The sequence below is a fragment of the Pseudomonas reidholzensis genome (assembly GCF_900536025.1).
GTDB lineage: Bacteria > Pseudomonadota > Gammaproteobacteria > Pseudomonadales > Pseudomonadaceae > Aquipseudomonas > Aquipseudomonas reidholzensis.
Genome location: NZ_UNOZ01000022.1, coordinates 71,144 through 97,360, shown reverse-complemented (window position 1 = coordinate 97,360; position 26,217 = coordinate 71,144). Strand labels below are relative to the sequence as shown.

The following is a 26,217-nucleotide window of genomic DNA, read 5'->3' as shown; positions in this document are numbered from 1 at the left end:
CGAGCAGGCCCGGGGTGATAACCAGGGGATTGCCATGCCTATAACATTTACCCGTCTGGGTGAGACACCCGACCTGCTCGGCGAAAGTCCGGTCTGGGACAGCGCTGCGCAGTGCCTGTACTGGGTGGACAGTGTCTCCAGGCTGATTCGCCGTTATCAACCGGCGACCGGTACTTACCAGCAATGGTCGACGCCTTCGATGGTCGGCTGCGTCGGCCTGGGCGCCGGCAATAGCCTGATCGCCGGTTTGGCCGACGGCATCTACAGCCTGGACCTCGACAGTGGCGAATTCACCCCGCTGTTGTGCCCGCAACCGGTCAATCCCCAGGTGCGCTTCAACGATGGCCGGATGGACCGCGCCGGGCGTTTTCTGTGTGGCTCGATGGGCCTCTGCGCCGACCCGCAAGGGGCGTTGTACCGGGTCTCGGGCGAGTCGGACGGCGAGATGCTGGCCAACGGCATTCGCATCTCCAACACCCTGTGTTTCAGCCCGGCGGGCGACACCCTGTACTTCGCCGACAGCCTCGATCAGAGCATTCGCGCCTACCGCTACAGCCACGAACGCGCTCCGTTGACCGAGCCCCGGCGCTTTGCCGAGACGCAGATGCTTGGCTCCGGCCCGGACGGCGCCACGGTCGATGCCCAGGGGTATGTCTGGGTGGCGCTGGTGCAGGCGGGGCGGATCGCGCGCTTCTCGCCCGAGGGCATCCTCGACCGGCTGATCCGCTCACCCACCGACATGCCGTCGTGCCTGGCCTTCGGTGGGCCGGACCTGAGCACGCTGTACGTCACCTCGATCCGCAATTCCGGTTCTGGCCGGGCCATCTCGCGCCACCCCGACGGTGGTTTTCTTTTCGCAATCGACGGGCTGGGCGTTGAGGGCCTGCCGGAGCCGCGCTTCGGTCAATGCCCGGTGGCCCTCAACCCTGCCAATGGTGAACCCGCATGAGCACCCCGCATTCGTTGTCTTCGCTGTTTTCCCCCCGTTCCATCGCCCTGGTGGGCGCCTCCGACGACCCCACGCGGATTGGCGGCCGCCCGCTGCGTTACCTGCGCGCCAGCGGCTACGCCGGTGAGGTGTTCCCGATCAACCCCAACCGCGACAGCGTGCAGGGCATGCCCGCCTATGCGTCGATCGCCAGCCTGCCGCAGGTACCTGACGTGGCGCTGCTGGCCGTGCCGGCGGCGGCCACCATCGAGTCGATCAGGGCCTGCGCCGACCGTGGCGTGGGCGCGGCGATCGTGTTCTCGGCGGGGTTCGCCGAAACCTCCGAGGAGGGCAAGGTGATGCAGCAGGAAATCACCAGCATCGCCCGTGAGTCCGGCATGCGCGTGCTCGGGCCCAACTGCCTCGGCGTGTTCAACGCGCAGACGGGTTACTACGGCACCTTCTCGGCCATCTTCGACAGCGCGTTCGTCCAGCCCGGCCCGCTGGCCATCGTTTCGCAAAGCGGTGCCTATGGCTCGCACCTGGCCCACCTGGCGCGTGAGCGCGGGCTCGGTATCAGCCATTGGGTCACCACCGGCAACGAGTGCGACGTCGACGTCGCCGAGGCGCTGGACTGGATCGTCGAGCAGCCCCAGGTCAAGGTGGTGATGGCCTATGCCGAAGGGGTGCGCGATGGACAGCGCTTCCTCGCGGCGCTCGACAAGGCCCGGCGCAACCAGGTCGCGATCGTCTTCATGAAGGTCGGCCGCTCGCAGGTCGGCGCCCAGGCGGTCAGCTCGCACACCGCAGCGCTGGCGGGCTCGGACGCGGTGTTCGATGCCGTACTGCGCCAGTATGGCGTGTACCGCGCGCGCACCACCGCCGAGCAGCTGGATATCGCCTATGCCGCGTCCCGCGCGTCGTCGGTCAGCGGCAACCGCCTGGGCATCTTTACCCTGTCCGGTGGTTTCGGCATCCAGATGGCCGATGATGCCGAGGACGCCGGGCTGGCGGTCACGGCCATGCCGGCCAGTGCCCAGGATGAACTCAAGCGCCTGTTGCCCTACGCCTCGCCGAACAACCCGGTGGATGCCACCGCCCAGGCACTGACCGACCTGCCACTGATGAGCCAGTTCATCCGCGCCATGCTCGACAAGGGTGGCTACGACCTGTTCGCCGCGATCCTCGGCAGCGGCCCGGCCAGCCCGACCTTTGCCGACTCGCTGCGCCAGGCCATGGCCGAGGCCACGCTGGACAGCCCCGACTGCCTCAAGTGCCTGACCCTGTCGGCGCCGGCCGAGATCGTGCGCAGCTACGAGGCGCAAGGCTTCCTGGTCTATCAGGACGGTAGCGCACTGATCAACGCGCTGGGTGCGCTGGTGCGCTTCCGGGCGCATTTCGACCAGGTCGGGCAGACCGATCCGCTGCCCGCCGCCGTGCCGCAACTGAGCATTCCCCAGCGTGCCATGAGCGAGCACGAGGCGAAGTCGCTGCTCGCCCGCGCCGGCATTCCATTCCCTGCGGAGTGCCTGATCGCGGCCGATCAAGACCCCGGCGCGGCCGCCCGCCAACTGGGCTTTCCGCTGGTGATGAAAATCTCTTCGGCGGATTTGCCGCACAAGACCGAAGTGGGCGGTGTGCGCTTGCATCTGAAGGACGAAGACGAAGTGCGCCAGGCGATGGCCAGGATGCTCGAGAGCGTGCGCGTCAAGGCTCCCGATGCGCAGATCGAAGGCGTCACCCTGGCGCCGATGATCGGCGGCGGCGTGGAGACCATCGTCGGCGTGTTCAGTGACCCGACCATGGGCCCGGTGGTGATGTTCGGCCTCGGCGGCGTTTACGTCGAGGTGCTCAAGGACGTGACCTTCCGCGTGGCGCCTTTCGACCAGCAAGAGGCGCTGCGGATGATCCGCGAAATCCGCGGCTTCGCCATGCTCGAAGGCGTGCGTGGCGCCCCCCCGGCAGACATCGACGCGCTGGCGCAACTGCTGGCGCAACTGTCGCACTTCGCCGCAGCGCATGCCGGCCAGTTCGACAGCATCGACCTCAATCCCGTCGTCGTGCTGCCCCGTGGTGAAGGCGTGCTGGCGCTTGATGCGCTGATCGTCCCGGCCACCCTCACTGCCTGATCGGCACTCGGTAGAACAACAAGGAGAACGTCCCTATGAACGCCCACCAACACGCCCGTGTCCTGTCCGCCGCAGCGCTGTCGAGCGACGCCTTCAGCGGCAGCGTCGACCCGTCTGCCTTCAAGCTGTCGATGCGCCAGATCGCCTCGCCGGTCGGCATCATCACCACCCGCGAGGGCGACCTGCGCAACGGCCTGACCGCCACCTCGATCTGCTCGGTGTCGATGGAACCCCCGACCATGCTGGTGTGTGTCAACCGCAATGCCAGCGCCGAGAAGACCATCGCCGCCAGCGGCGCCTTCGCCATCAACATGCTGGCCGACGCGCAGCACCCGGTGGCCCGGCTGTTCTCGACGCCCAAGCTGTGCCCCGAGGACCGCTTTGCCGGCGGCCAGTGGAGCGAGCTGGTCACCGGCGCACCGATCCTCGAAGGGGCCGTGGCCACTTTCGATTGCGTGGTCCAGGAGTGCATCACCTCGGGCAGCCACAACCTCTACATCGGCCGCGTGATCGCGACCCGCTCGCTCGACCAGGACATCCTCCTGTACCGGGATGGCGCGTTCCGCCGGCTGGAGTCGATCAACTGAGTGAGCGCGCCTGCGCGTCATGCGCAGCGCTACAGGAGGTCTTATGCAAAACCCTGCAAAGGTTGCCGTGATCACCGGCGCCGCTGGCGGTATCGGGCGCGCGTTGTGCCAGGGCTTCATCGAGGATGGCTATCGTATTGCCGCGCTCGATGTCGACGCCCCGGCCTTGTCCGAGCTGCTGGCGCAGCTCGGCGAGGGCCACCAGGGATTCACCTGTGACCTGGCCAGCGAGACTCAGATCGTCGCCACCGTTGCGCAGGTCGCGGCGCGCTTCGGGCGCATCGACGTGCTGGTCAACAACGCGGCGCTCGGGCCGAGCATGGCCGCCACCTGCGACACCACGCTCGAAGGCTTCGCGCTGGCATTGGCGGTCAATACGCTCGGGCCGACGCTGATGGCGCGTGAAGCGGCCAGGCATATGGGCCGCGGCGCCGCAGTGGTCAACGTCGCATCCCTCGCCGGGCTGCTGGCCAACCCCAAGCGCAACGCCTATGCAAGCTCCAAGGCCGCGTTGATCAGCATGACCCGTTCGCTGGCCTGCGAGTGGGCCGAGCGCGGCATCCGCGTGACGGCGGTGGCGCCTGGCTACGTACTGACGCCGATGGTGGCAGGGCTGGAGCAGGCGGCGAAGGTGGACCTGCAGCAGGTGCGTCGGCGCATTCCCATGGGGCGCCTGGCGCGGCCGGATGAAATCGCCGCAGCCGTTCGTTTCCTCGCCTCCGCCGAGGCGCGCCAGGTCACCGGCAGCGTGTTGCCGGTCGATGGCGGATGGGCGTGCTTCAACCAGCCTGGCGATGCGCACCCGCCGGTTGCCAGCGTGCCGGACGCCGAGCGCCATCGGCCGCAGGCGTCTGCAGCGGCGCGTGTGGTGGTGGTCAGCGGCGGCGGTGGCGCGGCCAGCGAGGTGATCGCTGCGCGTTTCCGTGCACAAGGCGACACCGTGATCGTGCTCGAGCCCCAGGCCGAAGCGGCGGTGCGCCAAGCATTCGCCGTCATCCAGCGCCAGTACGGCCGGGTCGATGTGCTGATCAATGCGGCGCTGCTCGAGGCCCCTCGGGCGGATCACCCGGAGAGCCTGATGAGCACGCTCAACCGCACGCTGACGGCAGCCTTCTTATCGATTCGCGAAGCGTTGAACTGCATGCCGGTCTCGGGCGGGGTAGTGCTCAACATCGGCTCGCTCCCTGCGGGCGGCACTGTCGCAGCCCGGCAGGCACAGGCCGCCGCCTGGCAGGGCAGCGAGATGCTGGGTCGCTGCCAGGCCGCAGAGCTGGCAGCGGCTGGCGTGCGCGTGGTCAACCTGGCCGGCGCTGCCCCGTACCCAGGCGACATCGCTGCGGCCGCGCTGTTCCTGGCGTCCGCCTCGGCGTCCTACATCACCGGCGCCACCTTGTATGTGGATGGCGGCCGCAGCGCTTTTGCCAACGCCGCACAGGCGGCCATTTTCGATGATACGGAGGTAGCGTGATGATCTTCAGTTGCAAGCTCGATGCAGTCCCCCAGTTGCTCGAACCGGATGATTTCAAGGCGTTCAAGCTGGCGTTCGATGGCTACGCCGCCGGGCACAAGCCCGCGCTGGAGGGCGTGCGCTACCTGCAGGACGACCACGCCTTCGTCAGCCAGCGGCAGGTCATCCGCGCGGCCGGCGGGCATGCCACGCTCGCCTGGCGTGCAGCCTTCGCGGCCATGGTCACCGCCGCAGCGAAGTACGGTTGGGTCGACCCCCACACCCAGGACATCAAGGTGCACCTGCAATGGCAATGAATCCCCCGGTCGTCCTGCTGGATAAACAGGCGGGTTACACCGTCATCACCCTCAATCGTCCCGACAAGCTCAACGCCTGTACCGTGCCCCTGCTCGAAGGCCTCAAGGCAGCCCTGGACAGCGCCATCGCCGACCCCCACTGCAGGGCCATCCTGCTCACCGGGGCCGGGCGCGGCTTCTGTGCCGGGCAGGACCTGAACGAGCGCAAGCCGGTCGAAGGGCAGGTGGCAGACCTCGGCGCCTCGCTGCTCGAGTACTACAACCCGATCATCCTGGCGATCCGGCAAAGCGACAAGCCGGTGGTGTGTGCGGTCAACGGGGTGGCTGCCGGCGCTGGCGCCAATATCGCCCTGGCTTGCGATATCGTCCTGGCGGCCAATACCGCCACGTTCATCCAGGCGTTTGCGCGCATTGGCCTGGGGCCGGATGCCGGCGGCAGTTGGCTATTGCCCAGGCTGATCGGTGAGGCCCGGGCGCGTGCGCTGGCACTGCTGGCCGAGCCGATCAGTGCGGTGCAGGCGCAGGCCTGGGGGATGATCTGGGAAACCCTCGAAAGCGATGCCCTGATGAGCCGCGCGCATGCCCTGGCACGTCAACTGGCAACCCGCCCAGTGGGATCGTGCGCCGCGATCAAGCAGGCCTTCCTGGCCTCGCCGAGCAACAGCTTGATCGCGCAACTGGCTCTGGAGGCTGATCTGCAGCGCAAGGCAGGGCAGAGTGAGGACTACCGGATCGGCGTCCGTGCATTTTTGGCGGGCGAGCAACCGCGTTTCGTCGGTCGCTGACCGGCGCGGTACAGCCGGTTTAATCACGTATATGAATTAGCGGTGTTTGCGGTTTGAGCGTTGGAACAGTCCGGGTGCTCTCGCATAAACTCAGGGCTACAAGTTTTCAGCGTGATATCTGTTCGTTTTTCCAATGAGTTCGCGGCAGCGCTTGCTACTGCCCGTGACGGCTTCGTGCACCTTGAAAAAACGTCCAACCCTTGAAATCAATAATAAAAGGATCTTCACATGGAATTTGGAACATTCATTCTCGCTGCGCAGCGTGGTTATCACCAAAGTTCCGAGCGGGTATTACGTCACTCCATGGAACAGGCCATCGCCGCAGAAAAAGCCGGCTTTCACACCGCCTGGTTTGCCGAGCACCATTTCAATAACTACAGCCTGGTCCCGTCACCCCTGATGATGGTTGCCGCCTTGTCCGGTGTCACCCGCACCCTGCGCCTGGGCACGGCGGTTTGCGTGTTGCCGCTGTACCAGCCGCAGCGGCTGCTGTCGGAAATCGGCTTTGCCGACATCGCCTGTAACGGGCGGTTGGAACTCGGTGTGGGCTCGGGTTACCAGCAGTTCGAGTTCGAACGCTTTGGCATCGACGTGGACAACGCGCCGGCAGTGTTCGCCGAGTACCTGGACGTGTTGCAGAAAGGCCTGCGGCAACCGATTTTCGAGCATGACGGCGAACACCTGAAGATCCCCCCAACCGCCATTTCAGTACATACCGTACAACAGCCGGGCCCGCCCATCTGGCTCGCTGCAGGTTCGGCACGCAGCATGGGCCGGGCCTACCGCGAAGGGCACAACCTGTTCGTCACTGCGTTCCATGACGGGCTGGACACCGTAAAAGCCCTGCGCGCCAACATCGAACAGGCCGCCGCCAGCGAGGGCAAGCAAGTTGGTGACGCGCGCATCGCCTTGCTGCGCTGCTGCTATGCCAGCGACAACCCGGCCGAGATCAACAGCTACCTGGACAACGCCCGTTATCAACGGCGCCTGTCGGAGGCCTTGCAGAAGCGCCGTCAACAAAGCAGCGACGGTTACCTGATGCAGGAAACCCCGACTGAGAAAGACCTGTCGTTCGAACAGATGCGCAAGAACATGCCGATCGGCAGCGTCAACTACGTCATCGACAAGTTGCTGGAAGAAATCGAAGTGCTCAAGCCCGACCAGGTGGCGGTGCAGACCCAACTGGGCGACTTCGATGAAAAGACCATGTTGCGGCAGATCGAACTGTGGGGCGAGGTGATCATTCCCGCCGTCAACAAAGCCCTGGCAGGCTCCCAGGTACGCGCCGTCATTGCGTAGTCTCTGCACCTGATGTTCACGGCTGGGCGTTAGAGTGGCAGGGGCAGCGGACCGCTGTCCCTGATCGACGATGCATCGAACAGTGAGATAACAATAATGATAAAAAATCTGAGATGGGTGATCGTTTTTCTGCTGTTGACCCTGTACATGATCAACTACATGGACCGGGTGGCACTGTCGATCGTGCTGCCCATGGTCGAAGCCGACCTGCACCTGAACCCCGAGCAGTTCGGCATCATCTTCGGCGCGTTCTTCTTCGGCTACGCGATCTTCAACTTCCTGGGTGGGCTTGCCGCCGACCGTTTCGGCCCACTGTGGGTGCTCGGTGCGGCGGTGGCGTTGTGGTCGATCTTCTGCGGCCTGACCGCGATCGCCACCGGTTTCTGGTCGATGCTGATCCTGCGGGTGCTGTTCGGCATGGCCGAGGGGCCGATTTCGGCGGCGGCCAACAAGATGGTCAACAGCTGGTTCCCGAAACGCCAGGTGGCCACGGCGGTGGGCTTCCTGAGCGCCGGCTCGCCGTTGGGCGGGGCGATTGCCGGGCCCATCGTGGGGTTGCTCGCGGTCGCCTTCGGCTGGCGCCTGTCGTTCGTGATTATCGCCGCCATCGGTTTTGTCTGGCTGGCGTGCTGGGTGTACCTGGCGGCCGATGCGCCGGAAAAAAGCAAACGCGTCACCGAAGAAGAGAAGAACCGCATCGCCGAGTGGCGGCGTGAAGAGCAGGCCTCGCTCAACGGGGTGGTCGCGCCGCAGCGCTCGGTGTGGTCGTACATTCGCAACCCGGTGATCCTCGGGACCTCGTTCGCGTTCTTCGCCTCCAACTACACGCTGTTCTTTTTCCTCAGCTGGTTCCCGTCCTACCTGACCAAGGCCCATGGCCTGGATATCAAGAGCATGGCCTTCGCCACGGTCATTCCATGGCTGGTGGGGTTTGTTGGCATGTCGCTGGGCGGCGTGCTATCGGACTTCGTGCTGCGCAAGACCGGCAGCGCGGTGCTGGCGCGCAAGCTGATCCTGGTGACCTTCCTGGGGTGCTCGGCGATGTGCGTGGGCCTCTCGGGCACCGTCACCACACTGACCGCCGCGGTCGCTTTGATGTCGATGTCGCTGTTCCTCCTCTACACCGCCGGCCCCTCCTACTGGGCGGTGGTGCTGGACAACGTCGACAAGAACAACGTCGGTGCGGTGACCGGCTTCCTGCACCTGTGCGGCAGTACCGCAGGGATGATCGGGCCAGTCGTCACCGGCTACATCGTGCAGTCCACCGGCAAGTTCGACAGCGCCTTCCTGATGGCGGGTTGCGTTTCTCTGACCGGGGCCGTGGTGGTGTTCTTCCTGCTGCGTGAATCCCGGCGCGGGCCGGCGGTGTCGGTGCCGAGCGAGGCGCTCTGAAGACTTTTCATTTTGCTGAAGCGGGATGTGCGACATGTCGAATGTGCTTGCAGAAGTGGTCACGGTCACGGTTCAGGACGACCGCGTGGCGTTGGTCAGGATCAACCGCCCCGAGGCCAAGAACGCCCTCAATGGCCGGGTGCGCGAGGCGCTGGCGCGGGTTTTTCGTGAGTTGGCGGTGGACCCGGCGGTGAGGGCGGTGGTGCTCACCGGCGGCCCGGAGTGTTTTGTTGCGGGTGCCGATGTGCGTGAGTTTGCCGAGGCGACGCCGGTGCAGATGTACGAGCGGCACGCCGAGCGCTTGTGGCAGGCCATCAGCCAGTGCCCCAAGCCGGTGATCGCTGCCGTCAATGGTTTTGCCCTGGGCGGTGGTTGCGAACTGGCGATGCATTGCGACGTCATCATCGCCGGCCGCCAGGCGCGCTTCGGCCAGCCTGAGGTGAAGCTGGGGCTGATGCCCGGCGCCGGTGGCACCCAGCGGCTGATCCGCGCGGTGGGCAAGTTCCAGGCGATGCGCATGCTGCTCAGCGGTTGCCTGGTGCCGGCCGAGCAAGCGCTGGCGATGGGCATGGTCAGCGAAGTGGTGGACGACCCAGAGGTGCTGGCCAGGGCCCTGGCCTTCGGCGCCGAACTTGCCGCGCTGCCGCGCCTGGCGGTCGAACAGATCAAGGAAGTGGCGCTGCTCGGCGCCGAGATGCCACTCGACGGCGCGCTGGCACTGGAGCGCAAGGCGTTCCAGCTGCTGTTCGACTCGGCGGACCAGAAGGAGGGGGCCCAGGCCTTCCTCGACAAGCGCCGTGCGCAATTCAGGGGGGAGTGAGATGGCTGAGATCCACAGGGTCGGCATCATCGGTGCCGGCGCGATGGGCGCCGGTATTGCCCAGGTCTGCGCCCAGGCGGGGCTGAGCGTAATGCTCTATGACGCGGTTGGCGGTGCGGCGCAAGCCTGTATCGAGCGCTTGGCGGGGGTGTTCGACACCCTGGTCGACAAGCGCAAGATGAGCCCGCAGCAGCGTCAGCAGGCGTTGGCCAACCTGCAGGTTGGCCAGGCACTGGCGCAGTTGGGCGATTGCCAGCTGATCATCGAGGCCATTGTCGAGAAGCTCGACGCCAAGCAGCGGCTGTTCACCGAGCTGGAGCAGATCGTTGCGCCCGAGTGCATCCTCGCCAGCAACACCTCGTCGTTGTCGATCACCGCGATTGCCGCGCCGTGCCAGCACCCTTCACGAGTAGCCGGCCTGCACTTTTTCAACCCGGTGGCGTTGATGAAGGTGGTCGAGGTGATCGACGGCCTGCACACCGATCCCGCAGTTGGCGAGCGCCTGATGGCGTTGGTCAGCCGCCTCGGGCACCAGCCGGTGAGGTCGCGCGATACCCCTGGCTTCATCATCAACCATGCCGGCCGCGCCTATGGCACCGAAGCGCTGGCGCTGCTCGGTGAGCGGGTGGCGCCGGTGGCGGTCATCGACTGCATCCTGCGCGAGTCGATGGGCTTTCGCATGGGGCCGTTCGAGCTGTTCGACCTGACCGCCCTGGATGTCTCACACCCGGTGATGGAGTCGATCTACCAGCAGTACTACCACGACCCCCGCTATCGCCCTTCGGTGATCACCCGGCAGAGGCTCGAGGCGGGCCAGTTGGGGCGCAAGAGCGGCGAGGGTTTCTACCGTTATCCCAGGCCCGAGGCCAGCGCCGAAGCGCCCGTGACCCTGGCCGAACCGGGCGATCGACCGGCCGTGTGGGTCGGCGCCGATGACCCGGCCGACCTTGCCTTGCTGGTGGCCTGGTTGCAGGCGCTGGGGCTGCAACTGGACCGCGCCGCGACACCCGCGGCGGGCTCGCTGTGCCTGCTGGCGCCGTATGGCCGGGATGCCACCGGCGCGGCGTTGGCCTTTGGCACCGATCCTCGCCGTACGCTGTGCATCGACATGCTGCCGGGCCTCGACAGACACCGGACGCTGATGTGCACGCCGGTGACCGATGCGCGCCTCCTGACGTTCGCCCTGGCGGCCTTTGCCCAGGACGGTGTAGGCGTGTCGTTGATCGAAGACAGCTTGGGGTTCGTCTGCCAGCGGGTGATGGCGGCCATCGTCAACCTGGCCTGTGAAATCGCCCAGCAAGGGGTTGCCAGCCCTGCGCACATCGATCAGGCCGTGCGCCTTGGCCTGGGCTATCCGCAGGGGCCGTTGAGCTGGGGCGACCAGCTGGGCGCCAAGCGCGTGCTGATGATTTTGCAGCGCATGGTCGATACCGCCCATGACCCCCGTTATCGCCCCAGCCCCTGGCTACGACGCCGGGCACTGCTGGATGTTTCGCTTAGCCATGAGCGCGCGGCCGGCCTCTGAGCCTGGGTCACGCTTGCAGGATCATGTTCGTTCGACAAGGAACTTCAAGGATGCTGGATCTTCGATCTGAAACCGCGCCGGCTCGACAGGGCACGGCAACGCCAGGCGAACACAACCCCTTCGCAATCCAGCAGGTCGCCGTGCTGGGTGCCGGCACCATGGGCCGCGGCATCGTCGCCAGCCTGGCAAGCGCCGGGCTGGACGTGCTGTGGCTGGACAACGAGCGTGCCAGCCTGGTCGCGGGGCTGGAGATGCTCGAGCAGCTCTGGTCGCAACAGGTGGCCAAGGCGCGCATCACCCAGGCCCAGGCCCACGCCTGCCTGCAGCGGGTACAGGCTGTCGACGGTTACGCCGCCTTGGCAGACGCCGACCTGGTGATCGAAGCGGTCTACGAGAACCTGGCCTTGAAGCAGGACATCTTCCGGCTGCTCGACGCCCACCTCAAGCCTGGGGCGATCCTCGCCAGCAACACCTCGGCACTGGATATCGATGCCATCGCCACAGTGACGAATCGACCGCAGCAGGTGCTCGGCCTGCATTTCTTCAGCCCGGCACATGTGATGAAACTGCTGGAGATCGTGCGCGGCGAGCACACCCTCGCGGCCGTCATCGACGCCGCGCAGGCGCTCGGCCAACGCCTGGGCAAGGTCGCGGTGGTGGCGGGCAACTGCCCAGGCTTTATCGGCAACCGCATGCTCGCCGGCTACGCCGCCGAAGCGCGCAAGATGCTCCTCGAAGGCGCGTTGCCGCATCAGGTGGATGCTGCCCTGGAGCAGTTCGGCTTTGCCATGGGGCCGTTCCGCATGTACGACGTGGTGGGCATCGACCTGGAGTGGCGCGCCCGCACGCTGGCGGGCAAGGGCAATGAATCACCCTTGGTGCAGGTCGACAACGCGCTCTGTGAGCGCGGGCGGCTTGGGCAGAAACGTGCTGCGGGCTACTACACTTACGCCCCGGGCAGCCGCCGCGGCGAGCACGACCCGCAGGTCGATGCACTGGTCCGTCAGGTATCGCAGGACCTCGGCTACCGTCGGCGCCGCATCGGCACGGATGAAATCCTCGAGCGCTGCCTGCTGGCGCTGGTCAACGAAGGGGCAAAGATCCTCGAGGAAGGAATCGCTGCCAATGGCGCAGACATTGATCAGGTGTGGCTCAACGGTTACGGCTTCCCCGCGCAGGTGGGCGGGCCGATGACCTGGGCGCAGGGGCAGGGCGCTGCGCAGATCCTGGCCAGCCTGGAGCGCCTGCGTGAGCGGTTCGGCGAGCACTGGCGGCCAGCACCGCTGATCCAGCGCTGGGCGGCTGAGGGTGAAAGTCGGGGCAGCGTCGGTGACACCTCCCGGGCTCTTTGAAGGTGTTCTGAAATTGCGCTTGGCGTGAGCTCGCCGGGGCCGCTGCGCAGCCCTTTCGCGACACAAGGCCGCTCCCACAGGATGGCGTGTTGCCCCGATTTCGCCGTCCAAGTGGGAGCGGCCTTGTGTCGCGAAAGGGGCGCGCAGCGGCCCCAGCGAGCCAAAGCCAGGTATCAATTCAGGAAACATGCGAAGCCCTTGCGAGGGTTAACGACATACAGCGTACCCACGAGAGACAAGGAGTCATTGCCATGCAGCCCTTCAGCTTTATCACCACCGCGCAGCTCATCAGCGAGGTCGGTGCTGCCCGGCGCCTTGCCACGCTTTGCCTGGAGCGGGGCGCACGCCGGGTGTTGATGGTCACCGACCCTGGCGTTGCAGCCCTGCCGCTGTTTGCCGAATTGCTGTTGGGGTTCCCTGTCGCTCAGGTGCAGGTGTCGGTATTCAAGGAGGTCACTGCCGACCCGAGCCAAGACTGTGTGCTGGCGGCGGCCGCGCACGCGAGGGACGCGCAGGCCGAGCTGATCGTCGGGTTCGGCGGCGGAAGCTCGATGGACGTGGCCAAGCTGGTCGCGGTGCTGGCGCATCCGCAGTGCCAGCAGTCGATCAGTGAGCTCTACGGCGTCGACCAGGTCAACAGCCTTCGCTTGCCCTTGATCCAGGTGCCGACCACGGCCGGCACCGGTTCGGAGGTCACGCCGATTGCCATCGTCACCGTCGGCAAGGCCAGCAAGACCGGCATCGTCTCGCCCGTGCTGCTGCCTGACCTGGCCGTGCTCGACGCGGCCTGTACCCTCGGCCTGCCGCCTGCGGTGACCGCGGCGACCGGCATCGACGCCATGGTGCATGCGATCGAAGCCTACACCAGCAAGCTGCGGCGCAACCCGCTGTCCAGCATGCTGGCGCGCGAGGCGTTGCGCCTGCTGACGGAAAACCTCGAGCACGCTGTGCATGACGGCAGCAACCTGCAAGCCCGCCAAGGCATGTTGCTGGGCGCCTGCCTGGCGGGGCAGGCCTTCGCCAACGCGCCGGTGGCCGCGGTGCACGCGCTGGCCTATCCACTGGGTGGGCATTTTCATATTCCCCACGGGCTGTCGAACGCGCTGGTGCTGCCGCACGTGGCGCGCTTCAACCTGCCGCAGGCGCAGGCCGATTACGCCGAACTGGCCCCGCTGCTGCTGGGGGCGCGCTTGCAGCCTGGCGATCAGCGCAGCCAGGCGGAGCAGTTCGTGACCGAGCTCGCGCAACTCGGCCCTCGTTGCGGGTTGCCGAGCCGCCTGCGCGACCTCGACATCCCCGAGGGCTGCCTGCGGCAACTGGCCGAGGATGCGATGCAGCAACAGCGGCTGCTGGTCAACAACCCGCGAGAAGTCAGCGTGGACGATGCCTTGCGTATCTATGAGGCGGCCTGGTGATGACTGACGTCAGGGCGCGCAGCCGCTACCGGCATTTCACCCCGATCACCACCCGTTGGCACGACAACGATGTCTACGGGCATGTGAACAACGTCGTCTATTACGGCTTCTTCGACAGCGCCGTCAACCGCCTGCTGATCGAGCAGGGCGGGCTGGACATCCACGCCGGCGCGGTGATCGGGCTGGTGGTGAGTTCGAACTGCGAATACTACGCCCCGGTCGCGTTTCCCCAGGCTATCGAGGTGGGGCTGGTGGTTGAAGCGATCGGTCGCAGCTCGGTCCGCTATCAATTGGCGGTGTTCGTGGCGGGGGAGGAGCGGGCGGCGGCGACGGGGCATTTCGTGCATGTGTTCGTCGATGCCCGTGAGCGGCGGTCGGTGCCGGTGCCTGATGAGCTGCGTGGGGTGTTGGGTCGGCTGCTCGAGGGATGATATCGGCGCTTCGCGGGCTGAAAATACGTGGAAACGTGAGCCGTCCCTACAGGAAAGAATCAGATTTTCCCTGTTCCCTGTAGTCCATTTCCGAATCATCCTTTACGCCATTGCGGTGGTCTTTTCAGGCTCCTAGTCTCGCCCAGTCGCTGCGAAATCAGTGGCCGGGCCTGCAAGCCTGATAGCGAAATTGATCCACCGCCAATTCGCCAGCGTAATGCTGACGATAGTGTTCAATGGCGGCTGCGTACGGGAGGTCTTCGGGCCTGCCGGTTTTCTCTTTTGCGCCGGTCTTGCAGACCCGTACGTGGCCGCCACCCCATCCATTGCAAGGGTGGAGTGGTGGTTGAATCCTACGCAAGAGAGGTTTCAAAAAATGCTCAAGATCGTGCCTGATCCACCTCATTCCAATCCTCCCCCTCAATCCCTCGAAGACACCCTGGTCCAAGCGAACGAGCACGTGCTCTGTGCCTTGACCGTGGGGCATCAATCCCTGCTGTTACAAGCCAGGTCACCCGGCTCGCTCATGATGCTGACGGTCATGCATGAGCTGGAGTCGGTGCGCACGCTGGTCGAATATGCGTTGGCCCAGGTACAGCACCGGGATCAGCCTGAGATGCATCCGCAGCATTGAATGGATTTTTCATTTTCCCAATGTATGGCGCTGTTAGTTCTGGCCCTGGGGCCGCTGTGCGGCCCTTCGCGGGTAAACCCGCTCCCACAGGGATTTGAGCAGTCCGCAAGGGCGGCTCGGTCCACCCTGTGGGAGCGGGTTTACCCGCGAAGAGGCCGGCACTGCCACGGCAAAGAAAGAGGATTGCACATGGACAAGGAACTACCAGAAGGCATCGGCAAGTTGGGCTGGACCGTCGGTTTGGCGACTTTCCTGGACGGCGTCGTGGAGGGCAAGCAACTGTTCAAGGTCGAACCCGGAAACTGCTGCGACCACGCCTTGGAGCAAGCCTCGGTGCTGCTCGATAGCGCCCGCCGGGCATCCTTCATCGGCGTCATGGATGATGAACCCGTGCTGGTATGGGCCTCCCACTTCCTCAGCGAAATGGCCAAGGCGGTGATCGATGATGCGCACATGGGCATGCAGGAGAAAACCGAGCCTGTCTAACCGCGCGCGCCAATCCTGCAACAGGATTGGCGCATCAAAGACTGAAACCAACGCAACCGACCAGAAAATCGTAGCGCTACGATTACGAATCCATTACCCTCCTGAAAACAAATCGCAGCGCTACGATTTAGTCTCGCAGCCTACGGTCGATCAACCCTCAGGAGGTCGCCATGTCCACCCCTCACACGCAAATCCCTTTCGCCAACCGCTTACAAACGCAGCCCGCACCCTTGGGTACCTGGCTGATGTCGGCATCGGCCAGTACCGCCGAAGCGCTGGGCTACGCCGGGTTCGACTGGCTGCTGGTAGACATGGAGCATGTGCCGATCGAGTTCCGCGACCTGTGGCACATCCTCCAGGCCATCCAGTGCACGGGTGCGCAACCCATCGTGCGCGTGGCCGCCAATGACCCGGTGCTGCTCAAGCGGGCGCTGGACCTGGGCTCGACCACCGTCATGGTGCCGTTCGTGGAAAACGCCGAGCAGGCGCGGGCAGCCGTGAGTGCGGTGCGCTACCCGCCGTTGGGCACCCGTGGTTTCGCCGCCGTGCACCGGGCCAGCCGCTATGGCACCTGGAAAGGCTACGGCGAGCAGGCCAACGACGCGGTCACCTGCATCCTGCAGATCGAAACGGCCACGGCGTTGGCCAACCTCGAAGAGATCGCCGCGGTACCGGGTGTCGATGCGCTGTTCCTCGGCCCAGGCGACCTCAGCAGCGTCTGCGGGCACATCGGCAACCCGGCGCACCCCGAGATCCAGGCGATGATCAGCGATGCGATCGTGCGCTGCAAAGCCATTGGCATGCCCATCGGCATCGTCGGCGGCTCGCCGGAGCTGGTCAGCAGCTACCTGGAGCAGGGCTACGCGTTTGCCGCCGTGGCCTCGGACATGGCCATGATGATGAGCAAGGCCAATGAGCTGCTGGTCGCGCTGAAGGGCCGCCAGGCACCCGAGGCCGTGGCCACCGCCTACTGACGAGACGCACGCTGATGGAGCTTTGGCAGCATGTCGGGTTTGTGCTCTGTGTTGCGCTGGCGACCTTTGCGCAGAACGCCACGGGGTTTGCGTTCGGCCTGTTGTTACTCGGCCTGACCGGTATGTTGGGCCTGGCGCCGATGGAGACCGTGGCCAATGTGAGCTCGATACTGACGCTCACCAACGCGCTGATCATGGTGCGCACATGGCCCGGCCTGCCGCGCGGGCTGGGTTGGGTGGTGCTGGCCTGCAGCCTTGCCGGTGTAGTGGGGGGCGTGCACCTGCTGGCGCTGCTGGGCACCCATGAGCGGGCGATGCTGCAGGTGGTGCTTGGGGTGACCATCGTCCTCTGCAGCTTCATGCTGGTGCTGCAATCGCAGCGCCGCGAGCGGGTTTCCGGCACTTTCAGCTTTGCCTGTTTCGCCAGTGTTTCCGGGGTGATGGGCGGGCTGTTTTCCAGTGCCGGGCCGCCCTTGGTCTACCAGCTGTACCGTCAGCCGCTGGCGGTGCAGGTCATCCGCGACACGCTGATCGTGGTGTTCGCGGCAAACGCGCTGATGCGCCTGAGCGTGGTGGTCATCACCCATCGCTTCGAGCTGCAGGCGGCGTACCTCGCGCTGGAGGCGCTGCCGGTGGTGTTCATCCTTACCTGGTGGATGCGCCGACACCCGCTGAAGCTTTCTGCACGGGTGTTGCGCCTGGCAGTGTTCGGCTTGCTGCTGTTGGCGGGGGCGAGCCTGATCGGCAAGGTGCTGATCGCCGGGTGAGGTGATCAGCTCGGCCTTCAGCCGCGCACGCTGCTTTCGCGCACCACCAGCTCGAAGCCCAGGTCGACCACTTCGGGTTGATCTGGCAGCGTCCCGGCTTCGATCCAGCTCAGCAGGCGGGTTGCCACCGTCCGGCCGATCTCGGCAGGGAAGGGGCGTACGGTGGTCAGGCGCGGGGCACTGAGTTTGCTCAGCGGCAGGTCGCCGAAGCCGGTGATCGCCAGTTGCTCGGGTACGGCGATGCCGCGCCGCTGGGCCTCGAACAGCGCCGCAATGGCCAGCACGTCGTTCGAGCAGCACAGGCCCTGAGGGCCGCTGCCGTTGCGGGCTATCTGCTCGAACACCTCGCTGAGCTCTGCCTGCGAGGTATTTTGCTCGAGTGCGATCACCTGCGCGGCCTGGCCCTTTTCGGCCAGCCAGGCGCTGAACCCTTCGGCGCGCTTGCGCGCGCGGTGGTCCAGGTGCATGCGCGTGCCCACATAGAGGTAGTGCTCCAGCCCCTGGGCATGCAGGTGCTCGGCCAGCGCCGCGCCAGCGGCTTCGTGATAGAAGCCGACTTGCAGGTGGAAGGGGTCGTTGCCCAGCTCCCACATCTGCGCCACGGGGATGCCGGTGGCTTCGAGCAGCGGGCGGGCGGCGGCGTGGTCACTGCCTGTCACCACCAGTGCGGCCGGTGACCACGACAGGTGGGCGCGCAGCAGCTCCAGCTCGCGCTGGGGGTCATAGTCGCTGTTGCTGATCAGCAACTGGTAGCCGCGGGTTTCAAACACTTCCTGCATGGCCTGCAGGGTCTCGGAAAAGAACGCGTTGATCATCGACGGCACGATCACCGCCACGGCCCGGCTGTGGCTGCCTGCCAGCGCACCGGCGAGGCGATTGATGGTGTAGCCGGTGTCGGCGATGGCCTGACGGATGCGTTCGGCACGCTTGCTGGACACCGCGTCAGGGTCGCGCAGGAACAACGATACCGTGCTGGGGGAAACCTTGGCCTGCTCGGCGACCATGTCCATGGTCACCCGGCTGACCCGACCGCGTCGCGCCGTGCCGTTGCTGGTTTCGCTGTCTGATCTGTCGCTCATCACCACCTCATTTTCAGAGGCAAAAGAATGGAAGCACGGCGATGGCAAGTCAACGGCAAAAGCGCCCTGTCTCGGCCCGGCATGTTCGAATACGAAAATCCATGCGCGATCTGGAAAAAAAATCGTAGCGCTACGATTTTGCCTGCGATAAGCTCATCTGGTAATTTTGCAGCGCTGCGATTTTGCCAATGCAACGCTGCCCAACCCGCGTTGGAGAACAAATATAAAAATGAGCACATCCCTGTTTACCTTCCTCAGCATGCTGTTTTTCACCGGCCTGGTGGCGGTGATTTCCTATCGGTTCACCCGCCAGGCAAAGGACGTCGGCGCCCATGGTTATTTCATGGCGAGCGGGGGCCTCAACGGCTGGTTCATTGCCGGTTCGATGATGCTGACCAACCTGTCCATCGACCAACTGGTCGGCCTCAATGGTGACTCGTACGCCCACAACCTGAGCTCCATGGCCTGGGAGGCGACCGCGGCGGTCTCGACCATCGCCCTGGCGCTGTTCTTCCTGCCGCGCTACCTGCGTGGCGGCTTTTCGACCCTGCCGGAGTTCATCGAAAAGCGTTACGACCGCACCACCCGCCGCGTGGTCAGCGCGCTGATGGTCGCCACCTATACCTTGGTGCTCAACCCGGCCTCGCTGTACCTGGGGGCGATCACCTTCAACCAGATCTTCGACCTGCAAGGCATCCTTGGCTGGTCCTACGTCGCCACCATCAGCCTGCTGATCGTCGCCACCGGCGTGATCGGTGCCGCCTACGCGGTACTGGGCGGGCTGAGGGCGGTGGCCGTGTCGGACACCATCAACGGTATCGGCCTGCTGGTGGTGGTCATCCTGATTCCGATCATCGGCCTGTGGACCTTGGGCCAGGGTGATGTGTTGTCGGGGGCGCAGACCTTGTTGAACGACAACCCGCAAAAGCTCAACGCGATCGGCGGCAGTGAGGACAAAGTGCCGTTTGGCGCCGTGTTCACCGGGATGATCTTCGCCAACCTGTTCTACTGGTGCACCAACCAGGCGATCGTGCAGAAGAGCATGGCCGCGCGTAACCTGGCCGAGGGCCAGAAGGGCGTGCTGCTGTCGGGCTGCCTCAAGCTGCTGGTGCCGCTCGCCATGCTGATGCCCGGTGTGATCGCCTGGCACCTGTTCCGCGACCAGCCTCTGGCCAACTCCGACCTGGCTTACCCGGCTCTGGTGGCGGCGCTGATGCCGTGGTGGATGAAGGGCTTCTTCGTGGCGGTGATCTTCGGCACGGTGATGAGCCACTTCAACGCGATCATCAACGGCACCGCGACCCTGCTCACCTACGACTTCTACAAGACGATCCGGCCGATGGCCTCGGATGAAGCGCTGGTGCGCTTCGGCAAGCGCATCAGCGTGATCGCGGCGCTGGTGTCGCTGGTGGTCGCGCCGATGCTGATGTACACCCCCGAAGGCATCTATGCGGTACTGCGGCGCTTCACCGGCTTCTTCAACATGCCGATCATCGCCATCATGCTGTTCGGCTTCTTCAGTGCTCGTGGCGGTGCAACGCCCGCCAAGCTGGTGCTCGGCCTGCATGCCCTGTGCTACGCGGTGCTGGTGCTGGGGCTGAAGATCGACGTGCGCCTGGGCATCAGTTTCATCCATGTCATGGGCATCATGTTCGCCGTCGAGATGGCCCTGCTGGTGCTGCTGCGCAAGCACTTCGACCGTGCCACACCTTACGTTTCGCCCACCCCGGCGAAGACCGTGGACCTCACCCCCTGGCGTCACGCCGGCAGCTTCAGCGTGATGCTGTTCGCGGCGCTGGTGTCCATCTACCTGACGTTCTCGCCCCTGGGCGTCGCCCGTGTCGGTGGGCCGTCGGGGCTGTACCTGCCATTGCTGGCGCTGACCTGGCTGCTGGCCTTTGCCGGCATCGCCCTGTGCCGTCGTCGCTACCGTTGCCTGACTGCCGCCCACCCTCTGCCTGACTACGAGACCAACCCACGATGAATGCCGTATCGATCAACGACACTGTCTGCCTGCGTCAGGCAGGTGAACAGGTGCGCCTGGAAGTGGCCGGGCGGCTGCTGTGGTGCCACAGCCCCGAGCAGCCGGCGGTGTTCGCCGGCTACGGCGAGGCCGACATCGAAATGCAGCGCGGCAACTTCCGCATTCGCGACTATGTCCAGGAGCGTGTTGCCTTGCGCCATGCCCGCCTGCACGAGCAGGACGGGCTGATCGAGTTGCGCGCCTGGGCCGAGGGCCCGGTGCTGCTGACCCTGCGCCTGGACTGCCAGGGTGAGCGCGTACGCCTGCTGATGCAGGCGCCGCAGCCGGGCTGCAACCGCCTGTGGCTGCGCCTGCCGGCGCAGGCCGACGAGCAGGTCTGGGGCTGCGGCGAGCAGATGTCGTATTTCAACCTGCGCGGGCGCAACTTCCCGCTGTGGACCTCCGAGCCCGGCGTGGGGCGCGACAAGTCCACCTGGTTGACCTTGCAAGCCGACAACGAAGCCAATGCCGGTGGCGACTACTACCACACCAACTACCCGCAGCCGACCTTCATCTCGTCGCGCCGCTACGCTGCCCACCTGGTGACCACCGCCTACGCCGATTTCGACTTCCGCCAGGCCGACTTCCACGAGTTGCAGGTGTGGGCGATCCCCGAGGCGCTGGAGTTTTTCGTCGCCGACAGCTACATCGACCTGGTCGGCCTGCTCAGCCGTTACTTCGGCCGCCAGCCACGCTTGCCAAGCTGGGTGCTGGATGGCGCGATCCTCGGTTTGAAAAATGGCCGCGAGCATGCCGAGCAGCACCTGCAGACCGCCCTGGAGCAGGGCACCAAGGTCAGTGCGTTGTGGTGCGAGGACTGGGAAGGGCTGCGCATCACCTCGTTCGGCAAGCGCCTGTTCTGGGACTGGCAGTGGAACGCCGAACGCTACCCCGACCACCAGGCCTGGGTCGCCAGCCTGCATGAGCGTGGCTTGCGTTTCCTCGGCTACGTGAACCCTTACCTGTGCAACGACGGGCCGCTGTTCGCCGAAGCCGAGGCGGCGGGGTACCTGGCCACGGCCGCCGAGGGTGGCACCTACCTGGTGGACTTCGGCGAGTTCCTGTGTGGCGTGGTCGACTTCACCTTGCCGGCGGCGGCGCACTGGTTCGAGACGCGCATCATCGGCCAGGAGATGCTAGACAAGGGGCTGTCGGGCTGGATGGCGGACTTTGGCGAATACCTGCCGATCGACGTCAAGTTGGCGGGCGACGCCGACCCGATGCTCGAGCACAACGCCTGGCCGGTACGCTGGGCCGAGGTCAACGCCCGCGCCATCGCCACGGCTGGGCGCAGCGGCGACGCGCTGTTCTTCATGCGCGCCGGCTACAGCGGTGTGCAGGCGCATTGCCCATTGCTCTGGGCGGGCGACCAGTCGGTCGACTTCAGCCGCCACGACGGCCTGCAGACGGTGATCTGTGGCGCGCTGTCGTCCGGGTTGCTGGGCAATGCCTACCACCACAGCGATATCGGCGGTTACACCAGCCTCTACGGCAATTGCCGCACGGCCGAGCTGTTCCAGCGCTGGGCAGAAATGGCCGCGTTCACCCCGGTGATGCGCACCCACGAAGGCAACCGCCCGGACCAGAACCTGCAGTTTTGGCAAGACCCGGCGACCCTGGCCCACTTCGCCCGCATGACCCAGCTGTTTGCCGGCCTGCGCCCGTACGTCGAAAGCCTGATCGATGAAGCCCAGGCCAGCGGCCTGCCGCTGCAGCGCCCGCTGTTCCTGCACCACGAGCAGGACCCTGGCTGCTACGCCATCCAGGACCAGTACCTGTATGGCCGCGACCTGCTGGTGGCGCCGGTGCATGCCGAGGGCGCAGCGCGCTGGAGCGCCTACCTGCCGGCCGGTGAAACCTGGCAGCACTGGTGGAGTGGCGAACGCTTCGAGGGCGGCCAGCGCGTCGAGGTCGCCGCGCCACTGGGGCAACCGCCGGTGTTCAGCCGGGTCGGCAGCCGCTGGCAAGACCTGTTCGAGCGCCTGACCGTGCGCTGACCCGCACGCCCCACAACTATCGTCCCATCGTGCGCCTGCCCCGGCAGGCGCAGCGGCCCACTGCGGCCATGAAAGAGCGCTGCCGACATGAATAACAACAAACAACGTGTCCTTTGCTTCACCTTGCTGGCCAGCGCTTTCGCGCTGCCGGCGCATGCCCAACCGATCGTGTGGAAAACCGGTAACCTCAGCATCAACCCCTACGGCATCCTCGACCTGAACGTGCAGACGGGCGACTTCAGCAACCGCGCACCGGCCCACACCATGGTCTCGGACGGCAACCTGCAGGCGTCGCGTTTCGGCGTCAAGCTGGACTACGCCCTGGGCGACAGCGGCTATGCGCTGCAGGCCTTCGGCGAGCGCGGCCTGGTGTTGCGCCGGCTGTGGAAGGGCGGCCAGGTGTCGACCAACCGTGGCTATGGCGCGGGTGTCAGCGGCCCGTTCGGCTCGGTGGCCATGGGCAGCCTGTACATGCCGATCTACTGGGTGTTCCTCGATTCGGACGTGGCCCTGTATGGCTTGTCGAACATGGCGGCGATCATGAGCCTGGAGCACACCACGACGCTGGGTAAAAGCGGTACCGGCGGTTTCTACGACACCACCGTGCGCTACCGTTCGCCTGAAGTGAACGGCTTCTCCACCGAAGTGGGCTATTCGTACGGCAATTCCAGCATCGAGCACGGCCCCAACCAGAACCGCAGCAGCGGCTTCAACGTGCGTTACCGCAATGGCTTCACCAAGCTCGGCTATGGCTACAACCACCATGATTCTGCCCCCACTGAAACCAGCTCGGAGCTGTACAACCAGACCACCCATGTGGTGTCGGGCAACTACCAGTGGGGTGGGGTGATCTGGGGGGCCAACTACGTGTATTCCAAGCGCGATACCGAAGCCCGCTGGTTTGCCTCGGCGAAGATGGTCAATGCGAGGATCGTCCTCGATGAGCACAATGACCTGACTTTCGGCCTGTCCCACCGCATCGAGGCGCAAGGCGCCCGGGCCTGGGCGGCACATGCCGGTTACATCTATTCGTTCAACCCCAATACCCAGCTCTACACCTATGTCTCGCACATCAACAACAACCCGCATTCCACCCAGGGGTTCTCACTGCTCAGCGAGGACTACCCCAGTGTCGCGGCGGGCTATGACCCATGGGCGGGTACCCTGGGTATTCGCTGGAGTTTCTGAACCTTGATGCACCTGAACCACGCCTTGCACCCTATGCTCAAACTGACCTGCGGCGCACTGAGTGCCGGCGTGTTGCCGAGCCTGGGTGGCGCCCTGGGTTACCTGCGCCTGGGGCGCTTCGAGCTGCTGCGCCCCTGGGACGGCAGCGACACTGTGCGGCGCAGCGCCTGCTATCCGTTGCTGCCCTATTCGAACCGCATCGCCCACGGGCGTTTTGCTGCCAATGGGCAGGTTCGGCAACTGCGCGGTAATTTCGGCGACCACCCACACCCGCTGCATGGCCTGGGCTGGCAGCGCGCCTGGCAGGTGGATGCGCATGCTCCGCAGAGTTGCAGGTTGAGCGTGCGGCACCGTGCGCAAGGGCCTGACGCCGAGGACTGGCCGTGGGATTTCGTTGCCTGGCAGTGCATGCGCTTGAGTGAGCAGGGCCTGCACCTGAATCTTGGGATTACCAACCTCGGCACCCAGCCGATGCCGGCGGGCCTCGGCTGGCACCCTTACTTCGAACGCCAGGGTGAACTGCAGCTGGGTTTCAGCGCCGCGCAGGTCTGGCGCAGCGGCGCGGACGGCCTGCCGAACGAGTGCACAGCGGTGCCAGAACAATGGGACTTCAGCACGCCCAGGCCGGTTGGCGCGGTGGGGCTGGACAACTGCTTCGCCGGCTGGGACGCACAGGCCCATCTGCACTGGCCGCACGCCGGCATCAGCCTGCGCATGGAGGCCGGGCCGGGGCTGGAACACCTGGTGGTGTTCACGCCGCCAGCGCCGGCAGACTTCATCGCCGTCGAGCCGGTCAGTCATCTGAACAACGCCATCAATTTTTCGACGCCCAGCGCGCACGGGCTGGTCTGGCTGGAGCCGGGCGCGTCGACGGAACGTGAGTTGCGCTTGCTGCCCAGCAGCGCGCACCAGGAGAACCTGCATGAATGAATCCCTGACCTGTGTGGTCTGGCAACCCTCGGAACTCGGCGAATGCCCGGTCTGGTCAGTGCGTGAACAGGCCCTTTACTGGGCGGATATCCTCGCCGGTCAGCTACACCGCCTCGACCCGCGCGACGGCAGTGTCAGTACCTTGCAATTACCCGAAGAGCTCGGCTGTTTCGGCCTGCGTGAACAGGGCGGTTTCATCGTCGCCCTGCGCACCGGCATCTACCTGCTGGATGCCGAAGGGCAGTTGGGCGAACGCCTGGCCGAGAACCCCAGCGGCGCCGAGCACAGCCGCTTCAACGACGGCCGTGTCGACCCGTGGGGGCGCTTCTGGGCCGGCACGCTGTGGCAACCGCGCGACCGCAACGGCGGGCAACTGGTGCGGGTCGACGCGCAGCACCGCGCAGAGGTCATGGCGGGTGATGTGATGGTCTCCAACGGCCTGGCCTTCAGCCCTGACCGCGCCTGGGTCTACCACAGCGATACCCCCAACCACGTGCTGTACCGCTACCCGCTGGACGCTGACGGTCAGCCCGGGCCGCGGCAACTGCTGCGCGAATTCGCCCGGGGTAGCGGCGGGCGCCCCGATGGCGCCGCGTTCGACAGCGCCGGTTGCTACTGGAGCGCACAGTTCGATGGCGGCCGGGTACTGCGCATGAGCCCGGACGGCCAGGTGCTGGAGGAAATCCAGGTGCCGACGCGCTGGCCGACCATGGTCGCGTTTGGCGGCCACGACCTGCGCACGCTGTACATCACCAGCTCGCGGGAGCACCGCAGCGCCGAGGAGCTGGCCACCTGGCCGCTGTCCGGCTGCGTGTTCGCCACCCGGGTCAACGTGCCGGGCTGCGCCGAACCGCTGTTCGCCGGCTGACCTATTCCAACGCATTCACGAGGTACCCAGCACCATGAACCGTCATACCGATACCCAGTACCCGAGCCTCGCCGACAAGGTGATCTTCATCAGTGGCGGCGCCTCCGGCATCGGCCGCGCCTTTGTCGAAGCCTTTGTCGGCCAGGGCAGCCGCGTGGCCTTCATCGACCTCGATGCCGAAGGCGGGCAGGCGCTGGCCCGCGAGCTGGGCAGCCAGGTGCTGTTCCGGCACTGCGATGTGCGTGACATCGAGCGCTTGCAGGCCTGCGTGGCAGACGTCGAGCAGACCTGGGGCCGTGTCGATGTGCTGATCAACAACGCCGCGCGTGATGACCGTCACCGCCTGGCCGATGTCAGCGTGGCGTATTGGGATGAGCGCATGCAGACCAACCTGCGCCATGCGTTCTTTGCCGCCCAGGCGGTGGCCCCGGGCATGGCCCTGCGCGGCGCCGGGGTGATCATCAACCTGGGCTCGATCTCGTGGATGCGCGGCCGCCCGGGCATGGCCTGCTACACCACCGCCAAGGCGGCGCTCAATGGCCTGACCCGCACCTTGGCGCGCGAGTTGGGCGAGCAGGGCATCCGCGTCAACAGCCTGGTCCCGGGCGCCATCCGCACCGAACGCCAGGACGCCATGTGGGCCGCCGACCCGGCCGGCCTGGCGGCGGCCAGCCAGGTATTCATCGACCAGCAGATGCTCAAGTTCCGCCTGGACGCCGGTGACTGCGCACGCTTGGCGCTGTTCCTGGCCAGCGATGACAGCCGTGGCTGTACCGGGCAGAACTTTGTGGTCGACGCAGGCTTGTCGATCCAGTAAGGCCGCTTGCGAAACACCACGACACCG

General features: G+C 65.6%; 24 protein-coding genes. 23 read left to right on the top strand and 1 reads right to left on the bottom strand.

Features of this window, described 5'->3' with window-relative positions; all coding sequences use genetic code 11:
• Window positions 1–34: 34 nt before the first annotated feature.
• The 17 genes from CCOS865_RS15845 (at window position 35) to CCOS865_RS15770 (ending at window position 17,288) form a co-directional block, all read left to right on the top strand.
• Window positions 35–949 (top strand): SMP-30/gluconolactonase/LRE family protein, encoded by a 915-nt coding sequence (locus CCOS865_RS15845; protein ID WP_119142467.1) that lies wholly within the window; start codon window positions 35–37, stop codon window positions 947–949.
• Window positions 946–3,057 (top strand): acetate--CoA ligase family protein, encoded by a 2,112-nt coding sequence (locus CCOS865_RS15840; RefSeq protein ID WP_119142465.1) that lies wholly within the window; start codon window positions 946–948, stop codon window positions 3,055–3,057. The genes CCOS865_RS15845 and CCOS865_RS15840 overlap by 4 nt, the downstream gene beginning before the upstream one ends.
• A gap of 35 nt (window positions 3,058–3,092) precedes the next feature.
• Entirely contained in the window at window positions 3,093–3,644 is a 552-nt protein-coding gene (locus tag CCOS865_RS15835; RefSeq protein ID WP_119142463.1) for a flavin reductase family protein, read from the top strand.
• Window positions 3,645–3,687: 43 nt separating this feature from the next.
• Window positions 3,688–5,112: an SDR family oxidoreductase gene (locus CCOS865_RS15830; RefSeq protein ID WP_119142461.1), complete on the top strand. Its 1,425-nt coding sequence runs from the start codon at window positions 3,688–3,690 to the stop codon at window positions 5,110–5,112.
• Window positions 5,112–5,408, top strand: a complete 297-nt coding sequence (locus CCOS865_RS28315; RefSeq protein WP_208644540.1) for an enoyl-CoA hydratase — start codon at window positions 5,112–5,114, stop codon at window positions 5,406–5,408. Before CCOS865_RS15830 ends, CCOS865_RS28315 begins: the two co-directional genes overlap by 1 nt.
• Window positions 5,405–6,193: an enoyl-CoA hydratase-related protein gene (locus tag CCOS865_RS15825; protein WP_208644544.1), complete on the top strand. Its 789-nt coding sequence runs from the start codon at window positions 5,405–5,407 to the stop codon at window positions 6,191–6,193. The genes CCOS865_RS28315 and CCOS865_RS15825 overlap by 4 nt, the downstream gene beginning before the upstream one ends.
• A 228-nt stretch (window positions 6,194–6,421) precedes the next feature.
• On the top strand, window positions 6,422–7,492 hold the full coding sequence (locus CCOS865_RS15820) for an LLM class flavin-dependent oxidoreductase (protein ID WP_119142459.1): 1,071 nt from the start codon (window positions 6,422–6,424) through the stop codon (window positions 7,490–7,492).
• A gap of 117 nt (window positions 7,493–7,609) precedes the next feature.
• Window positions 7,610–8,884 carry an MFS transporter gene (locus tag CCOS865_RS15815; protein ID WP_244216127.1) on the top strand — a complete coding sequence of 425 codons (1,275 nt, stop codon included), beginning with the start codon at window positions 7,610–7,612 and terminating at the stop codon, window positions 8,882–8,884.
• A 34-nt stretch (window positions 8,885–8,918) separates the two neighbouring features.
• Window positions 8,919–9,704, top strand: coding sequence for an enoyl-CoA hydratase (locus tag CCOS865_RS15810; protein ID WP_119142455.1), 786 nt, complete (start codon window positions 8,919–8,921; stop codon window positions 9,702–9,704).
• A 1-nt stretch (window position 9,705) separates the two neighbouring features.
• The gene (locus CCOS865_RS15805) at window positions 9,706–11,229 is read left to right on the top strand and encodes a 3-hydroxyacyl-CoA dehydrogenase (RefSeq protein ID WP_119142453.1); all 1,524 of its coding nucleotides are present in this window, start codon (window positions 9,706–9,708) and stop codon (window positions 11,227–11,229) included.
• Between the two features lie 50 nt (window positions 11,230–11,279).
• Window positions 11,280–12,581, top strand: a complete 1,302-nt coding sequence (locus CCOS865_RS15800; RefSeq protein WP_119142451.1) for a 3-hydroxyacyl-CoA dehydrogenase — start codon at window positions 11,280–11,282, stop codon at window positions 12,579–12,581.
• A 251-nt stretch (window positions 12,582–12,832) separates the two neighbouring features.
• A complete protein-coding gene (locus CCOS865_RS15795) occupies window positions 12,833–13,996 on the top strand; it encodes an iron-containing alcohol dehydrogenase (protein WP_119142450.1) in 1,164 nt (387 codons plus the stop codon).
• Window positions 13,996–14,427, top strand: a complete 432-nt coding sequence (locus CCOS865_RS15790) for an acyl-CoA thioesterase (protein ID WP_119142449.1) — start codon at window positions 13,996–13,998, stop codon at window positions 14,425–14,427. The genes CCOS865_RS15795 and CCOS865_RS15790 overlap by 1 nt, the downstream gene beginning before the upstream one ends.
• 376 nt (window positions 14,428–14,803) lie before the next feature.
• Window positions 14,804–15,061, top strand: coding sequence for a hypothetical protein (locus tag CCOS865_RS15785; protein WP_119142643.1), 258 nt, complete (start codon window positions 14,804–14,806; stop codon window positions 15,059–15,061).
• A 189-nt stretch (window positions 15,062–15,250) separates the two neighbouring features.
• Window positions 15,251–15,547, top strand: a complete 297-nt coding sequence (locus CCOS865_RS15780) for a DUF3077 domain-containing protein (protein ID WP_119142447.1) — start codon at window positions 15,251–15,253, stop codon at window positions 15,545–15,547.
• A gap of 170 nt (window positions 15,548–15,717) precedes the next feature.
• Window positions 15,718–16,521: a 2-dehydro-3,6-dideoxy-6-sulfogluconate aldolase gene (locus tag CCOS865_RS15775; protein WP_119142446.1), complete on the top strand. Its 804-nt coding sequence runs from the start codon at window positions 15,718–15,720 to the stop codon at window positions 16,519–16,521.
• A gap of 14 nt (window positions 16,522–16,535) precedes the next feature.
• Window positions 16,536–17,288 carry a TSUP family transporter gene (locus CCOS865_RS15770; RefSeq protein WP_119142444.1) on the top strand — a complete coding sequence of 251 codons (753 nt, stop codon included), beginning with the start codon at window positions 16,536–16,538 and terminating at the stop codon, window positions 17,286–17,288.
• Between the two features lie 17 nt (window positions 17,289–17,305).
• Here CCOS865_RS15770 and CCOS865_RS15765 read toward each other — a convergent pair whose 3' ends face one another.
• Window positions 17,306–18,367 carry a LacI family DNA-binding transcriptional regulator gene (locus tag CCOS865_RS15765; RefSeq protein WP_119142443.1) on the bottom strand — a complete coding sequence of 354 codons (1,062 nt, stop codon included), beginning with the start codon at window positions 18,365–18,367 and terminating at the stop codon, window positions 17,306–17,308.
• 229 nt (window positions 18,368–18,596) lie between these two features.
• On the opposite strand from CCOS865_RS15765, the gene CCOS865_RS15760 reads away from it, so the two are divergent.
• The 6 genes from CCOS865_RS15760 to CCOS865_RS15735 all read left to right on the top strand — a co-directional run bounded on the left by CCOS865_RS15760 (window position 18,597) and on the right by CCOS865_RS15735 (window position 26,190).
• Window positions 18,597–20,351 (top strand): solute:sodium symporter family transporter, encoded by a 1,755-nt coding sequence (locus CCOS865_RS15760; protein ID WP_119142441.1) that lies wholly within the window; start codon window positions 18,597–18,599, stop codon window positions 20,349–20,351.
• A complete protein-coding gene (locus tag CCOS865_RS15755) occupies window positions 20,348–22,387 on the top strand; it encodes an alpha-glucosidase (protein WP_119142439.1) in 2,040 nt (679 codons plus the stop codon). The genes CCOS865_RS15760 and CCOS865_RS15755 overlap by 4 nt, the downstream gene beginning before the upstream one ends.
• A gap of 87 nt (window positions 22,388–22,474) precedes the next feature.
• Entirely contained in the window at window positions 22,475–23,575 is a 1,101-nt protein-coding gene (locus CCOS865_RS15750; protein ID WP_119142437.1) for a porin, read from the top strand.
• Window positions 23,576–23,581: 6 nt separating this feature from the next.
• The gene (locus CCOS865_RS15745) at window positions 23,582–24,505 is read left to right on the top strand and encodes an aldose 1-epimerase (protein WP_119142435.1); all 924 of its coding nucleotides are present in this window, start codon (window positions 23,582–23,584) and stop codon (window positions 24,503–24,505) included.
• Window positions 24,498–25,373, top strand: coding sequence for a 6-deoxy-6-sulfogluconolactonase (locus CCOS865_RS15740; RefSeq protein WP_119142433.1), 876 nt, complete (start codon window positions 24,498–24,500; stop codon window positions 25,371–25,373). The genes CCOS865_RS15745 and CCOS865_RS15740 overlap by 8 nt, the downstream gene beginning before the upstream one ends.
• Window positions 25,374–25,407: 34 nt before the next feature.
• A complete protein-coding gene (locus CCOS865_RS15735) occupies window positions 25,408–26,190 on the top strand; it encodes a sulfoquinovose 1-dehydrogenase (protein ID WP_119142431.1) in 783 nt (260 codons plus the stop codon).
• The last annotated feature ends 27 nt before the right edge of the window (window positions 26,191–26,217 follow it).

Bases quoted from the DNA above. Each gene is read 5' to 3' on its own strand.
- CCOS865_RS15740 (WP_119142433.1), top strand. From the start codon at position 24,498: ATGAATGAATCCCTGACCTGTGTGGTCTGGCAACCCTCGGAACTCGGC.
- CCOS865_RS15780 (WP_119142447.1), top strand. From the start codon at position 15,251: ATGGACAAGGAACTACCAGAAGGCATCGGCAAGTTGGGCTGGACCGTC.
- CCOS865_RS15805 (WP_119142453.1), top strand. From the start codon at position 9,706: ATGGCTGAGATCCACAGGGTCGGCATCATCGGTGCCGGCGCGATGGGC.
- CCOS865_RS28315 (WP_208644540.1), top strand. From the start codon at position 5,112: ATGATCTTCAGTTGCAAGCTCGATGCAGTCCCCCAGTTGCTCGAACCG.
- CCOS865_RS15835 (WP_119142463.1), top strand. From the start codon at position 3,093: ATGAACGCCCACCAACACGCCCGTGTCCTGTCCGCCGCAGCGCTGTCG.
- CCOS865_RS15750 (WP_119142437.1), top strand. From the start codon at position 22,475: ATGAATAACAACAAACAACGTGTCCTTTGCTTCACCTTGCTGGCCAGC.
- CCOS865_RS15820 (WP_119142459.1), top strand. From the start codon at position 6,422: ATGGAATTTGGAACATTCATTCTCGCTGCGCAGCGTGGTTATCACCAA.
- CCOS865_RS15840 (WP_119142465.1), top strand. From the start codon at position 946: ATGAGCACCCCGCATTCGTTGTCTTCGCTGTTTTCCCCCCGTTCCATC.
- CCOS865_RS15770 (WP_119142444.1), top strand. From the start codon at position 16,536: ATGGAGCTTTGGCAGCATGTCGGGTTTGTGCTCTGTGTTGCGCTGGCG.
- CCOS865_RS15830 (WP_119142461.1), top strand. From the start codon at position 3,688: ATGCAAAACCCTGCAAAGGTTGCCGTGATCACCGGCGCCGCTGGCGGT.
- CCOS865_RS15845 (WP_119142467.1), top strand. From the start codon at position 35: ATGCCTATAACATTTACCCGTCTGGGTGAGACACCCGACCTGCTCGGC.
- CCOS865_RS15735 (WP_119142431.1), top strand. From the start codon at position 25,408: ATGAACCGTCATACCGATACCCAGTACCCGAGCCTCGCCGACAAGGTG.
- CCOS865_RS15795 (WP_119142450.1), top strand. From the start codon at position 12,833: ATGCAGCCCTTCAGCTTTATCACCACCGCGCAGCTCATCAGCGAGGTC.
- CCOS865_RS15745 (WP_119142435.1), top strand. From the start codon at position 23,582: ATGCACCTGAACCACGCCTTGCACCCTATGCTCAAACTGACCTGCGGC.
- CCOS865_RS15760 (WP_119142441.1), top strand. From the start codon at position 18,597: ATGAGCACATCCCTGTTTACCTTCCTCAGCATGCTGTTTTTCACCGGC.
- CCOS865_RS15765 (WP_119142443.1), bottom strand. From the start codon at position 18,367: ATGAGCGACAGATCAGACAGCGAAACCAGCAACGGCACGGCGCGACGC.
- CCOS865_RS15800 (WP_119142451.1), top strand. From the start codon at position 11,280: ATGCTGGATCTTCGATCTGAAACCGCGCCGGCTCGACAGGGCACGGCA.
- CCOS865_RS15810 (WP_119142455.1), top strand. From the start codon at position 8,919: ATGTCGAATGTGCTTGCAGAAGTGGTCACGGTCACGGTTCAGGACGAC.
- CCOS865_RS15790 (WP_119142449.1), top strand. From the start codon at position 13,996: ATGACTGACGTCAGGGCGCGCAGCCGCTACCGGCATTTCACCCCGATC.
- CCOS865_RS15825 (WP_208644544.1), top strand. From the start codon at position 5,405: ATGAATCCCCCGGTCGTCCTGCTGGATAAACAGGCGGGTTACACCGTC.
- CCOS865_RS15755 (WP_119142439.1), top strand. From the start codon at position 20,348: ATGAATGCCGTATCGATCAACGACACTGTCTGCCTGCGTCAGGCAGGT.
- CCOS865_RS15785 (WP_119142643.1), top strand. From the start codon at position 14,804: ATGCTCAAGATCGTGCCTGATCCACCTCATTCCAATCCTCCCCCTCAA.
- CCOS865_RS15775 (WP_119142446.1), top strand. From the start codon at position 15,718: ATGTCCACCCCTCACACGCAAATCCCTTTCGCCAACCGCTTACAAACG.